Annotated in this window: 12 protein-coding genes; 7 read left to right on the top strand and 5 right to left on the bottom strand. The window is 72.2% G+C overall.

The window, feature by feature from the left end; translation table 11 throughout:
* On the top strand, nucleotides 1–195 hold a 195-nt coding region (locus tag H0487_RS18560; protein ID WP_183095720.1), incomplete at its 5' end, for a GNAT family N-acetyltransferase.
* Here the strand turns inward: H0487_RS18560 and H0487_RS18555 are convergent.
* The 3 genes from H0487_RS18555 to H0487_RS18545 form a co-directional block, all read right to left on the bottom strand.
* On the bottom strand, nucleotides 174–2,678 hold the full coding sequence (locus tag H0487_RS18555; RefSeq protein WP_446685580.1) for an ATP-binding protein: 2,505 nt from the start codon (nucleotides 2,676–2,678) through the stop codon (nucleotides 174–176). The genes H0487_RS18560 and H0487_RS18555 overlap by 22 nt on opposite strands.
* Nucleotides 2,679–2,744: 66 nt before the next feature.
* Nucleotides 2,745–3,764 carry a PD40 domain-containing protein gene (locus H0487_RS18550; RefSeq protein ID WP_183095718.1) on the bottom strand — a complete coding sequence of 340 codons (1,020 nt, stop codon included), beginning with the start codon at nucleotides 3,762–3,764 and terminating at the stop codon, nucleotides 2,745–2,747.
* Nucleotides 3,765–3,939: 175 nt separating this feature from the next.
* Complete coding sequence (locus tag H0487_RS18545; RefSeq protein WP_183095717.1) at nucleotides 3,940–5,316, bottom strand: HNH endonuclease signature motif containing protein; 1,377 nt, start codon at nucleotides 5,314–5,316, stop codon at nucleotides 3,940–3,942.
* 351 nt (nucleotides 5,317–5,667) lie between these two features.
* Between H0487_RS18545 and H0487_RS18540 the strand changes: the two genes are divergently transcribed.
* Together H0487_RS18540 and H0487_RS18535 are read left to right on the top strand one after the other, a co-directional pair.
* A complete protein-coding gene (locus tag H0487_RS18540; RefSeq protein ID WP_183095716.1) occupies nucleotides 5,668–5,964 on the top strand; it encodes a hypothetical protein in 297 nt (98 codons plus the stop codon).
* A gap of 39 nt (nucleotides 5,965–6,003) precedes the next feature.
* On the top strand, nucleotides 6,004–6,849 hold the full coding sequence (locus H0487_RS18535) for a metal-dependent hydrolase (RefSeq protein WP_183095715.1): 846 nt from the start codon (nucleotides 6,004–6,006) through the stop codon (nucleotides 6,847–6,849).
* Here H0487_RS18535 and H0487_RS18530 read toward each other — a convergent pair.
* Together H0487_RS18530 and H0487_RS18525 are read right to left on the bottom strand one after the other, a co-directional pair.
* Nucleotides 6,846–7,385 (bottom strand): GNAT family N-acetyltransferase, encoded by a 540-nt coding sequence (locus H0487_RS18530; RefSeq protein WP_183095714.1) that lies wholly within the window; start codon nucleotides 7,383–7,385, stop codon nucleotides 6,846–6,848. The two genes, H0487_RS18535 and H0487_RS18530, sit on opposite strands and share 4 nt — an antisense overlap.
* Nucleotides 7,386–7,395: 10 nt before the next feature.
* On the bottom strand, nucleotides 7,396–8,787 hold the full coding sequence (locus H0487_RS18525; RefSeq protein WP_183095713.1) for a cystathionine beta-synthase: 1,392 nt from the start codon (nucleotides 8,785–8,787) through the stop codon (nucleotides 7,396–7,398).
* 114 nt (nucleotides 8,788–8,901) lie between these two features.
* Here H0487_RS18525 and H0487_RS18520 point away from each other — a divergent pair, with 114 nt between their 5' ends.
* From H0487_RS18520 to H0487_RS18505, 4 genes are all read left to right on the top strand, one after another.
* The gene (locus tag H0487_RS18520; protein ID WP_183095712.1) at nucleotides 8,902–10,416 is read left to right on the top strand and encodes a DUF4331 domain-containing protein; all 1,515 of its coding nucleotides are present in this window, start codon (nucleotides 8,902–8,904) and stop codon (nucleotides 10,414–10,416) included.
* Between the two features lie 55 nt (nucleotides 10,417–10,471).
* On the top strand, nucleotides 10,472–11,770 hold the full coding sequence (locus H0487_RS18515) for a tetratricopeptide repeat protein (RefSeq protein ID WP_183095711.1): 1,299 nt from the start codon (nucleotides 10,472–10,474) through the stop codon (nucleotides 11,768–11,770).
* Between the two features lie 56 nt (nucleotides 11,771–11,826).
* Nucleotides 11,827–12,888 (top strand): SGNH/GDSL hydrolase family protein, encoded by a 1,062-nt coding sequence (locus tag H0487_RS18510; protein ID WP_183095710.1) that lies wholly within the window; start codon nucleotides 11,827–11,829, stop codon nucleotides 12,886–12,888.
* Nucleotides 12,889–12,906: 18 nt separating this feature from the next.
* Nucleotides 12,907–13,403 (top strand): alpha/beta fold hydrolase (locus tag H0487_RS18505; RefSeq protein WP_183095709.1); only part of this gene is annotated, 497 nt, incomplete at its 3' end.

Here is a 13,403-nt window from a genome sequence, read left to right as displayed (position 1 = left end):
GAGGCCGCCCCCGCGCACCGCCGCCAGGGCCTGGCGACCGCGGTCCTCGCCGAGCTCGTGGGCTGGGGCGCCGAGCAGGGCGCCGCCACCGTGTGGCTGCACGTGGAGGTCGACAACGCCCCGGCGCAAGCCTGGTACGACACCCTCGGCATCGCGCCGCACCACACCTGCCGCTACTTCACGCCCTCGGCCTGACCACCCGGCGCCGGACCCGCCCGGTCGACCGCCGCGAGGACGGCGTCGACGTCGTGCAGGGCGGTCCCGGCCGGCCCGTGCAGGTTCTCCTGGACCAGCTCGTCGTGCAGCTGGCGCGCCACGGCAGTCGCGTCGGCGAGGGCGCCGGTCCGGACCAGGACCTCGGCGAGCGACACGGTCAACGCCCACCGGTCACGATTCGCGAGGTGGCGCGCCAACCCACCACGCAGGACGGCGAGCGCTTCCTCGTGACGACCGAGGGCACTGAGGTTGCACGCGTGGTTGTTGGCCAGGACCGCGTGGTCCGGGTAGTCGGGGGGAGCCACGTCCCTCGCCCGACCGGTGGCGGCGAGCGCGCCCGCGAAGTCCCCCGTCATGGCCCGCACCAGACCGTGGGCCGAGAGCGCGTTGATGCGATGCAGCGCATCTCCTGTCTGCTCCGCGTGGTCGACGGAGAGCGCCACTAGCGGCACCGCCTCGACGACCGCGGCTGCGTTGATCAGCTGGCCAGCGATCATCCACGCACACCGGGTGCTCACGTGGGGCGGACTGCCCGCCGCCACGGCGCGCACGAACCGCTCCGACTCACCGGGGACCCAACCGATCTTGCCTACGGCGGCCTCACCGAGGATCACGCATGCGCCGGTGACCCGATAGGCGTCGTCAGCGCCGATCTCGCTCCCGAGGGGGATCTCGCGGACGACCTCGCCCGCCGCGGACCGGAGCCGCTCGCTCATCGGCAGGTAGACGGCGACGATGCCGAGCGTCATCCAGACACTGCCGAGCCCCGGGGTGCGGTCCTGCCAGGCGTCGAGGACGGCCTCCTCCAGCAGGAGCAGCCGGTCGGCACGCGGGTCGTCCTGCTCGATCAGGCTGAAGTCGCGGTCCACGTCGACGAGGGCCGCGGCCGCGGCGTGGAGGATCCGGCGCGCCCGCCGCCGGAGGCCCTCGTCCCCCCGGAGCGCCCGTCGGGCGGCGGCACGGATGGTGTCGAGCAGCCGGTAGCGATCGCCGTCGAGGTCGACCAGGCTCACCCGGACCAGCCCGCGCAGCAGCGTCGTGGCGGCGCTCGAGTGCGCGTCGGCGACGTCGCCGAGCAGGAGCACCGCTTCGTCGAAGGTCAGCCGACCCGGCGCCTGGGCGAGCACGAGCAGGGCCTCACGGCGGGCGGGGTCGAGGCGGTCCAAGGTCCAGGCGACGACGGCGTCGAGGCTGGACTGGCGACCCCCTCCCCGCCGGGCGAGCGGGTCGGTTCCCTCCCGCACGACCGCGGTCAGCCGCGCGACCGGCAGGTCGCTCGCCTGGACCGCAGCGAGCTCGATCGCCAACGGTGAGCCGTCGAGGGCGTTGCACAGGTCGACGACCTCGCTGCGGTCGAGACCGTCGAAGCCCCGGCCGGACGAGGTGCTGTAGCGCTGGGCGAACAGCGCGCAGCTCGCGTCCTCGATGGTGAGTGCCGGAATCCGCCAGACGACCTCGTCGACGATGTCCAACGGCTCGCGAGTGGTCGCCAGGACGGAGAGCTGCGGGACCCCTGCCAGCAGCGCGCTGGTCACCGTCGCGACCTCGTCGACGACGTGCTCGCAATTGTCGACGAGCAGCAGGAGCGGTCCCCGGCGGACCAGCTCGCCCACGAGCTCCTCGACGGTGGTCGCGCTGGAGCCGACGNCCACGAGCTCCTCGACGGTGGTCGCGCTGGAGCCGACGGCGCTGGAGACCTGGCTGAGGACCTGCTCCGGCTCGGAGACCGACGCGAGCTCGACGAGCCAGCCGCCGGCGTCGTACGACGACGCGACGCCGAGCACCAGCTGCGACGCGAGCCGGGTCTTCCCCATCCCGCCGGGGCCGACCACGGTGACCAACCGGTGCGCGCTCACCAGCGCGCCCAGCTCGGCGAGCTCGGCCTCGCGGCCAACGAACGAGGTGACGGGGTCGGCGACGTTGGTACGCCGGAACGGCGCGGCGCGGGGAGGGTCGGCAGGGCCGGTCACCCTGAAGAGGGCGGTGGGGCCGCGGACGTCCTTGAGCGCGTACTCCCCCAGCGGCACCCCGGCAGCGGCGACCAGTCCCCCGTCAGTCAGCGCGGCGACGACGGCGGGGCTGACGAGCGCCTGGCCCGCACCCGCGGCCGAGGTCACCCGGGCCGCGACATTGACCGGGAGCGCCACGTAGTCGCCGGCAAGGGGCGTCGCCGGACCCGTGTGCGCCCCGGCGCGGACCCGGAGCCGGGGCTCCGGGGTCGACGGGTCGGCCGCGGCAGCCTCGACCTGCTCCTGCAGGTCCACCAGCGACCGGACGGCACCGTCCGCATCGGGGAACGCCAGGAACGCGCCGTCCCCCTCGGTCTTGACCACGACCCCGGCGTGCCCGGTCGTGCAGTCGGCGATCACCCGGTGCAGCCGATCGAGGGCGCTCACGAAGTCATCGCCGTGGTCGGTGAACGCGGACGTGCTCCCGACGACGTCGACGAACGCGAACGTCACCGTGCCGGAGGGGAGCGCCGCCACCACGGCGTCAGCATGCCAGGATCCGGCCCCGGCGGGCGCCGGTCAGGGCTTGCGGCGCCAGTCGGGGTCGAAGTAGTACGCGCCGCCCGTGCCGCCGACGACCGTCTTCGCGCGGGTGCCGTTGATGTTGGCGAGCTTGATCCGGGTCCCCGTCGAGTAGGCGACCTTGCGCCCGTCGGGCGACCAGACCGGGTCCTCGGGGCAGCCCTGGTCCACGTTCAGCGTGCCGGGGCTCCCGTCCAGCAGCATCGAGCCGAGCCCACCGAAGCAGTGGGCCCGCGGCTCGGAGGACCAGTACGCGATCTCGTCTCCGTCCGGCGACCAGGTCAGGCCACCGAAGCTGTAGGTGTAGGCATCGCCGACCTGGGAGAGCTCGGTCCCGTCGAGGCGGACGGTGAAGAACGAGCCGAACCAGTAGGCGTAGCCGTCATCGGCACCGTCGTACCTCTGCAGCGTCAGCGCGAGCAGCTCGCCGTCGGGCGACAGCGCCGGGGTCGCCGCGAAGGTCCAGCCGTCCTCCTCGCCGTCGTACGGCGGCTCCAGGCCGGGCTCGATCGGCAGGTCGATCGGCAGCACCTCCTCCGCGCCGGTGGCGAGGGTGTGGAGCACCCACGTCGGGTCGGCGGATCCGGAGAAGTTCGCGAGCCCGCGGGCCACGAGGACCTGACCGCCGGTCGGCATCCAGCCCACGAGCTCACCTTCGGTCAACAATTGCGGCTTCTCGCCGTCCGCCCGCACCACCCAGACCTCGCCGGGCCGCTCGAACGCGATCCGCCGGCCGTTGGGCGACCACTTCGGCTCGCCCGCGTCGCGGAAGAACGTGAGCCGCTTGCCGCCCTCGCCGTTGGGCCGGACCGAGAAGACGTCCTGCCGGTCGTCAGGCCCCGGCGTGTCCCGCACGGTCCACTGCTTGGTGTAGGCGATCCGGTCGTTCACACCGGGGAGCGACACCACCTGTTGCAGCGGCGGATCGGCGACGGTGGCCCTCGCACCCCCGCTGCCCGCCGTGAACCCTGCCGCCAACCCGGCACTCAGCAGGGCGGCCACGCTTCGTCGCATCATCGTGTTCTCCATGTCCCGGAGGAGGCGTCGGCGGGGAGACTCGACCGACGATCGACGGTACGTCTCCGACTGACGCCCGCGGCGCGGATCTCCCGAAAGTCGTCCGGAAGGACGAATCAGCGGCGGATGGACATGCCGACGTCCCCGCCAGTGGGCGGGGTGTGGGGCGGGGTGGCTATCGCTCGGGCGGACGCGCCCGACGCGGGCCGAGATCATGCGTGCCGGTGGGATCGACCAGCCAGGAGCCGACGGTGGTGGTCCACAGGTACGTGCCCGGGGTCAGCATCCGATAACGGGCGCGGTTCGCCGTCTTGAGTCGGTGGTGCCCGCGGCACAGAGGTGCCAGGTTGCAGGCACAGGTCTCGCCTCCGCCGCCGTGCGGCTCGATGTGGTCGAGGTCGCAGGCCTGGGCGGGCTTGGCGCAGTGCGGGAACACGCAGTGGTGGTCGCGGGTGGTGACCTGGGCGCGGATCCGGTCGGGGATCTCGTAGGAGTCGACCGGCTGGTGGCCGGCGAGGTCGCGGACGGGTCGGACGATGATCGTGCCGGTCGTGGTGCCGAGCCAGTCCTTGACCTGTGCGGCGGTGATCGGCGTCCGGGTGGTGCCGCACCGTGCGACCGATCCCTCAACATTGCCGTGGAGGGCGGCTTCGGAGAGGTGGAAGACCAGCTCGGTCGACCGGCCGCGCACGGTCCGGAGGATCTCGCCGGTCGCGGGGTCGGCGACGTGCAGGTCGAGGGTCAGGTCCTCCCGAGCGATCTCACCGAGCGCCTTGGCGCGGCGGGCGTCGAGGGAGTCGGTGTCGCCCATCTGGCCGCGGACCTTGGCCCGGCGGGCGATCGCGTTCTCCAGGTCCAGGGCGTCGGGGAGGTCCAGAGCGGTGGAGCCGTGGGCGATCCCGTTGATGTCGACCTGGTCCAGACCCAGGTCGACGTGCCGGGTCTCGTCGGCATCGCGACGCCGCTCCTCGGCAGCGTCGGGGTCGAACCGCACCAGCGCCTCCTCGACGAGCCGGTCGACCTGTGCCCAGGACATGCCGTGCGCGAACGGCGCGAGGTGCCGGTCGACGTACGCAGCGGCGTCGGCGGGCAGGATCCGGGTGGTGTCGGCGATCTTGAGGGCCTTCCACACCGGCACCTCGCTGGCGAGCACGCGGGTCCAGGTGCGCGGCAGCCGCCACGCCAGCTCGACGACCTGTCCGACGTAGGACCGTCCCGAGTCGAGCGTCCGACCCAGCACGGCAGCGAGCTCCATCACCGCGAAGTCGGAGACCAACGGCGCGCCCGGACCCGCGACCGGCACGCCGGTGTCGAGCCCCCGCTCGGTCAGCGTCGCCGCGGTCGTCTCGTCGTCGACGGCGTGCAGCGCCGCCCACTCCGCGACCGCCCGCACCTTCTCGACCTCCTGCGCCGCGATCACCCCCTGCACCGCCCGGATCCCCGACAGCAGCACATCGCTCGCCGACGCCGGCGCCGCCCCCGACAGCGTCGCTCCGTCGACCTCGACCCGCGCCGCGGGGAGGTCGAACAGCGAGGCGGTCCCGAGATCCATACCGAACAGTAAAGACCCCACCTCCGACACTACGAAACACCTCAGGACCCGCCTGTGGAGAGGCAACGCACCATCGGGGAAAGTGGACACCCCTCGGGCCGCAATCGGTTGTCAGGTCCGGCGGAGCCGATGTCTGCTGGAAAGCGGCTGCTACGTTTCCGCGATCACCATCCGTACTCAGAGGGGTAGAAGTTGTCCTCTAGCGCACTCCGCCACCGTCGCTCGGCAGTGTTGCTACTCGTCTGTCTCAGCCTGGCTCTCGCCGCCTGCACCGACGATGCCGACGAGGCATCGAGCGGCGGCAACAGCACGTCCACCCTGCGGCCCGAGGTCCCTCTCGAGTCGCTGAGCGTGTCCGTGGCGCCCGAAGATCTCGACGCACAGTTGCCGATCCCCCGCGACGCTCTCGTAGGAGACGTCGTATCCGCGGTGGTGCTGGCCGGGACGTGGGAGATCGACGTCGAGATCGACGCACCTCGCGACCAGGCGGCGCGACAGGTGTTCGACGCTCTCGCCGCAACAGGGCTGGTCACCACCCGCGATCCGCACACCAGCGGCCAATTCTTCGCAGCCGAACTGACCGTCGACTTCATCGTCGGTGCCGGGGACAACGCGACGCCGGTGCACTACATGATCCGCGCCCGCTGAGGGATGCGTGGGGCGGTCGAACGCCCTACCCTCGGAGACATGGTCAGCTCCGACCGCTCTCTCCCCGTCCGCCGGATCCGGTTCCGCTACCCGTCCGGGTCGCTACGCCACCACTTCGTCGACGACGACCTCATCATGAGCCACGTCGTGGCGGTGCTGTCGGCCACCTTCCCGCCGGGCGAGGACTTCTTCGTGCGGTCCGTCCAGCACTACGCCGGCCAGGTGACCGACCCGGTGCTCAAGGAGCAGGTCAAGGGGTTCATCGGCCAGGAGGTCACGCACGGGCGGGAGCACCGCGAGCTCAACCGACGGCTCCAGGAGATGGGCTACCCCACCCACCGGGTCGCCCGGTTCGTGAAGTGGGCGCTGGCCGACGCCACCAAGCGCGCTCCGGCCAAGGTCAACCTCAGCTACACCGCCGCGCTCGAGCACTACACGGCGACGCTCGCCGAGTGCCTGCTCACCAAGCCGTCGGCCCAGGACCTGCTCGGCGACACCGAGGTCCGCAACATCCTCCTCTGGCACGCCCTGGAGGAGACCGAGCACAAGGCGGTGGCGTTCGACGTCTACCGGGCGATCGGCGGCTCGGAGCGGGTCCGTCGGTTCGGCTTCGTCGTGCAGTCGTTCGGCCTCATCGGACTGGTCGTGATCGCCACCATCCTCTCGATGCTGGGCGACCGTGCGACGTACAACCCGGTCCGGCTGCTCCGCAGCATCCGCCGGCTGGGAAGCTCGCCGTTCCTCGAGCCCGACGTTCGGCGCAGCCTGGCCGACTACCTGCGCACGGACTTCCACCCCTCCGACCACGACAACGAAGAGCTGCTGCGGACCTGGTCCGAGGAGCTGTTCGGCGCCGAGGGCCGGCTCGCGGACCACCTGCACTAGCCAGGCGTGTCCCCCACCGCCATCAACCCCAGCGCCGCCAGCCGCTCCCCGTCGACCCGGTAGGTCGTCCAGCCCTGCATCGGCCGACCCCCGAGCGCGTCGTAGAACTCGATGGCCGGAGTGTTCCAGTCGAGGACGACCCACTCGAAGCGCTGGTAGCCGCGTGCGAGCGCGATCCGGGCGAGCGCGACCAGGAACGCCCGTCCGAAGCCGGCTCCGCGGTGGTCAGGCTCGACGAACAGGTCCTCGAGGTAGATGCCCGGCACGCCCGTCCAGGTCGAGTAGCTGCGGTACCAGACCGCGATGCCGACCACGCGACCGTCGACCTCCGCGACCAGCGCCGAGGCGACCGCGTCGTCCCCGAAGAGCCACCGCTCGACCAGCTCGGGGGTGATGACAGCGGCGTCCGGCTCCCGCTCGTAGTCGGCGAGCGCCCGCACCAGGCGCACGATGTCGGCGGCGTCCCCGACCCGCGCCTCCCGCACGCCCGGAGGCAGGTCGACCTGAGCCGTCGGCGGGCTCACCTGCTGGCCCATCCGCGGGTCGTCACCGGGCGAGGAACGTCAGCAGGTCCTGACGCGTCAGCACGCCGACGGGCTTGCCGTCCTCCTGGACGAGGACGGCGTCCGCCGACTCCAGCATCACGACAGCGTCCTGCGCGTCCTCGGTGGACCCGACCGTCGGCAGCGGCGGCGACATGTGCTGCTCCACCGAGTCGGTGAGCCGGGCCTGGCCGGCGTACAGGGCGTCCATGAGCGCCCGGTCGGAGACGGACCCGGCGACCTCGGCCGCGACGATCGGCGGCTCCGCGCGGACGACCGGCATCTGCGAGACGCCGTACTCCTGGAGGATGGCGACCGCCTCGGCGATGGTCTCGTTGGGGTGCGTGTGCACGAGGTCGGGCAGCGAGCCGGTCTTGCCCCGCAACACCTCACCCACCGTGCGCGAGGGTCGCGCCTGACCGGTGCTGAAGCCGTACTGCGAGAGCCAGTCGTCGTTGAAGACCTTGGTGAGGTAGCCACGGCCCGAGTCCGGCAGCAGCACGACGATCACCGCGTCCTTGCCCTCCGGCGTCCCGGCGAGCTCGCGAGCGACCTGGGCAGCGGCGAACGCCGCCATCCCCGACGACCCGCCGACGAGCATCGCCTCCTCGCGCGCGAGCCGCCGGCTGAACGCGAACGAGTCTGCGTCGGACACCTCGATCACCCGGTCGGCGACGGTGCGGTCGTAGGTCTCGGGCCAGAAGTCCTCGCCGACGCCCTCGACCAGGTAGGGACGACCGGTGCCGCCGGAGTAGACCGACCCGGCCGGGTCGGCGCCGATGACCTTGACGTCGGGATTCTGTTCCTTGAGGTACCGACCGACGCCACTGATCGTGCCGCCGGTGCCCATGCCGCAGACGAAGTGCGTGATGCGGCCCTCGGTCTGGCGCCAGATCTCCGGGCCGGTGTCCTCGTAGTGCGACCGCGGGTTGTGCGGGTTGGAGTACTGGTCGGGCTTCCACGCACCCGGTTGCGACGCGAGCCGGTCGGAGACGTTGTAGTAGGAGTCGGGGTGCTCGGGCGCCACCGCCGTCGGGCAGACGACGACCTCGGCACCGTAGGCCTTGAGCACGTTGCGCTTGTCCACGCTCACCTTGTCGGGGCAGACGAACACGCAGTGGTAGCCCTTCTGCTGCGCGACCATCGCCAGTCCGACGCCGGTGTTGCCGGACGTGGGCTCGACGATCGTCCCGCCCGGCTGCAGCGCGCCGGAGGCCTCGGCCGCCTCGATCATGCGCGACGCGATCCGGTCCTTCACCGAACCGCCGGGGTTGAGGTACTCGACCTTCGCCAGCACCAGAGGTCCCGCGTCACCGCCGGGCAGGTCGAGGGTGCGGCTGAGCCGCACGAGAGGGGTGTTGCCGATCAGGTCCAGAAGCGAGTCGACGTACTCCATGCGCTCAACCTAGACGACACGCCGAGGCAAACGTGCGTCCAATCCGATCGAGCGAGCGGTCCGAACCCCGTGTGGCTCGTGTCACACGGACCGGGTCGAGCGAAGGGGAAACTCATGAGATTGAGCAGTACTGCCGGCCGGTCGAAGACCGCGCTGGCACTGACGGGTGCCGGGGGCCTGCTCCTGGTCGCCGGCATCGCGGGGCTCGGACCCGCGCCCGCGAGCAGCTCCAGCCACCGGGAGGCCCCGCTCATCGCCGGGCTCCCGCAGTACGACACGACCGACCTCTACGCGTTCCGGAGCCCCGAGCGGGAGAACACGGTCACCCTGATCGCCAACTGGATCCCGTTCGAGGAGCCGGGCGGTGGTCCCAACTTCTACTCCTTCGCGACCGACGCCCGCTACAACATCAAGGTCGACAACGACGGCGACACCAAGCCTGACGTGACCTTCCGGTGGACCTTCAAGGACCACTACGTCAGTGGCGACACGTTCCTCTACGCGACCGGTCCGGTGACGTCGCTGAACGACGAGAACCTGAACTACTACCAGACCTACCGCCTCGAGCGGATCGCCAACAAGAAGACCAAGGTGCTCGTCAAGAACCGCCGGGTCGTCCCGTCCGACGTGGGCGAGGGCTCGATGCCCGACTACGGCGAGCTGCGCCGTGCCGGCGTCACCAAGGCCGGGCCGGGCGACCGCTACCGGACCTTCGCCGGTCAGGCCGAGGACCCGTTCTTCCTCGACCTCCGGGTCTTCGACCTCCTCTACGGCGGCGACTTCTCCGAGGCCGGCGACGACACCCTGGCGGGCTTCAACGTGAACTCGGTCGCCCTCCAGGTCCCCCGCGACGCGCTGGCCGACAGGGGCAACGTCGAGGCCAACCCGATCATCGGGATCTGGTCGACGACCGACCGACGGGGCGTTGACGGCAAGTACCGCCAGGTTTCGCGCCTCGGCATGCCGCTCGTCAACGAGGTGGTCATCCCGCTCAAGGACAAGAACCGCTTCAACGCCTCGCGTCCGAGCAACGACACCCAGTTCCTGGACTACGTGACCAAGCCCGAGCTTCCGAAGCTGATCGAGGCCGTGTACGGCGTCGACGCTCCGGCCGAGCCGCGCAACGATCTCGTCTCGGTGTTCCTCACCGGCGTCGAGGGCCTCAACCAGCCGGAAGGCGTGACGCCCAGCGAGCAGCTGCGGCTCAACATGACCACGCCGGTCACCGAGGACCCGAGCTCGCTCGGCGTGCTCGGCGGCGACACCCAGGGCTTCCCCAACGGGCGACGCCTTGCCGACGACGTGATCGACATCGCTCTCCAGGTGGTCGAGGGTGAGCTCGTCGGGCAGCCGAACGACCTCGGTGACGGGGTCGGGGCCAACGACGTGGAGTTCCTCGACGTGTTCCCCTACCTGGCGCTCCCGGCGCGCGGCAGCGACCCTGCCCCGCACTCCGCGAGCGCACCGTCCCCGCGTGAGCAGGACGGTCTCCAGGGCGCGATCGACGACCTCCTCGGCAACGGGGTGGTCCCGCTCCTGCTCACCGGAGCAGGCGGCGGCGGGCTCCTCGCGGGAGCTGTCCTGATGGTCCGCAACCACCGGCGTCCCCGGCTCCTGCCGGCCAGCTGATCGAACCGGTCCGGCCGCGCGCGAGCGCGCCCGGCCCGCTCGGAAGGAACCCCCCGTGCGCAAGTACATCCTCGTCCTCGGCATCTCCCTCGTCCTCGCGGTCTCCGGCGGTATCGGCATCGCCTCCCGCTCGGCTCCTGAACCGGCACGGACCGGCGCGCCGGACGTACGGATCGAGCCCGGGGACGGGCGCGACCTCACCGCCGTGATCGCCCAGCTCGAGGACGCCGTGGACCGCGTCCCGGACGACCACGTCACCTGGGCCAACCTGGCCCTGGCGTACGTCGAGCAGGTGCGGGTCAGTGGCGACACGACGCTGTACGACCGAGCGGAGGACGCAGTCACCCGGTCGCTGGAGATCCAGCCGGACGACAACGTCGGCGCCCTCACCGCACGCTCCGCCCTCCTCGCCGTCGGTCACGACTTCACCGACGCGCTGGCAGCGGCCGACGAGGCACTGGCGATCGACCCCTACCACCCGGCCGCCCTCCTCCTCAGGATCGACGCCATCACCGAGCTGGGTCGCTACGACGACCAGCTCACGGCCCTCCGCACCGCCGACCGCCGCCAGCCGGGGGTCGGCGTGGTGGCTCGGTACGCCTACGCCTACGAGCTGCGCGGCGACATCGACCGCGCCGCCCAGGTCCTGCGAGGCGCCCTCTCCTCGGCCATCCTCGGCGACCGTGCGCACCTGCTGACCCTGCTGGCCGACGTCGAGCGCCGCAGTGGACGCCTGGGCCGCACCAGCGCGCTGCTCGGCGAGGTCCGCCGGATCGACCCCGACTACCTGCCTGCCCTGATCTCACGGGCTCGGCTCCACATGGCGCAGGGCCGCTACGCGAGCGCGGCGGACCTCTGGGAGCGCGTGGTGGACCGCGCCGACCACCCCGAGCACCTCGTCGAGCTCCTCGAGATCTACCTCGTGCTCGGCCGCGACGACCTCGCCGCCGCGCAGGCCGAGAAGCTCGTCGACTACGCGTCGACCAAGACGAGCGCCGAGCTCGGCCGCGAGCTCGACGTCGCGCTCTTCATGTCCGACTACGACGACCCGCGCGTCGGGCTGGCTGCGGCCCGTTCGGAGTGGCGCGCTCGCAAGGGCGTCCCCGCAGCGGACGCGCTCGGATGGGCGCTGCACCGTGTCGGCCGGTCCGAGGACGCGTTGCGCTACACCCGGCTCGCGACCCGGCTCGGCACCCCCGACGCGGTCTTCTGGATCCACCGTGGCCTGATCGAGGACGCGGTCGGTCTGGACGAGGCGGCGCGCAAGCACCTCCGCTACGGACTGGGCCTCGACGCGGGGATCCCACCGTCGTCCCGGGCGGAGGCGCGCACCGCGCTCCGCGGGCTGCGCTGACCGGGCCGAGCGGGTCCTCGGTCCCGGTCCCGCGGGCGGCTCCGTAGAGTGAGGCCGTGAGCAAGACCGCCGCAGCTCGGAAGCTGGCCTCCGCCGCGCTGTACGGCGGCGGCGGCGTGGGCGCGATCAGCGCCGGTCTGTACGGCGTCATGGTCGCCGAGGCCAAGCTCGCTCGGCGGATCATCGGCGACCCGCTCGACGAGCCGCCCCCGGACCCGAGCGGGTGGTACGGCCGCGGACGTCCGGGACCGGCGATCCGGGTCGCCCTGCTCGGCGACTCCAGCGCGGCCGGCTACGGCGTGGACCGGGTCGAGCAGACCCCGGGCGCGATGCTCGCCAGCGGCGTCGCGCGGCACGCGCACCGCCGGGTCTACCTCAAGTCCTTCTGCGTCGTCGGCGCCCGGTCCTCCGACCTCAAGGCCCAGATCGACCGTGCGCTCCTCATCGAGCCGGAGGTCGCCGTCATCCTCATCGGCGGCAACGACGTCACCCACACGGTGCTGCCGGCGCAGTCGGTCCGCCACCTGTCGGTCGGCGTACGACGTCTCACGCGGGCCGGCGCCAAGGTGGTCGTCGGCACCTGCCCCGACCTCGGCACGATCGAGCCGATCGCTCCCCCGCTCCGCCAGGTGGCGAGGGTCTGGTCGCGTCGGCTCGCCGCCGCCCAGACGGTCGCCACCGTCGAGGAGGGCGGCCGATCGGTGTCGCTCGGCGACGTCCTCGGCCCGGAGTTCGCGGCCGCGCCGACGGTGCTGTTCGGCCCCGACCAGTTCCACCCCTCCGCCGAGGGCTACCGCGCCCTGGCCAACGTCCTGCTCCCCTCCGTGCTGGCGGCCCTCGACGAGGCACCCGCGGAGGAAGCCGCCCTGGAGAGCTATCGCGGCGAGGGCGTGCTGCCGATCTCCCGCGCCGCCTACCGGGCCGTCAACCAGCCCGGCACCGAGCTCGACGGCACCGACGTCGACAAGCGCGGCGGGGTCCGCGGCCGGTTCGTGGAGCTGCGCCACCGCCGCCGGCGGGCCCAGACGACCGCCGAGGCGCCGGCGGCGTCCGAGGGACCCGAGGGGTCACCGGAGGCCGAGCCCGAGCCGGGCGAACGGGCCCAGCCCTCGGCCTGACCGCAGTAGCGTGCCGGCATGGGCGAGGGCCACATCACCTTCCGCGACCACCGTGTCTGGTACCGCGTGGTCGGCGAGGACCGCGGCAAGCCGCCGTTGCTGCTCATCCACGGCGGACCCGGCTCGACCAGCCACCTCCTGACGCCGCTCGCCGCGCTGGCTGACACCGGTCGTCAGGTCGTCTTCTACGACCAGCTCGGCGCGGGCCGCTCCGACCGGACCCATGACCCGGCGTTGTGGACGCTCGAGACCTTCGTCGACGAGGTCCAGGCGGTCCGCGACCACCTCGGGCTCGACGACGTGCACGTCCTGGGGCACTCGTGGGGAGGGATGCTCGCCCTCGAGCACGCGCTCCGCCAGCCGGCCGGGCTCCGCTCCCTCGTACTGGTGAGCGCCCTGGTCTCGGCGCCGCTGTTCGCGACCGAGTCGGCGCGACTCGTCGCCCAGCTGCCGACCTTGTGGCGGCGCGTCCTCACGCACCGGAGCACCGACGACGAGCCGGCCGTCGCGGTGGC

This window comes from Nocardioides stalactiti, from assembly GCF_014180715.1.
In the GTDB taxonomy this organism is placed as follows: domain Bacteria; phylum Actinomycetota; class Actinomycetes; order Propionibacteriales; family Nocardioidaceae; genus Nocardioides; species Nocardioides stalactiti.
This window is presented reverse-complemented; position numbering and strand designations above follow the sequence as displayed.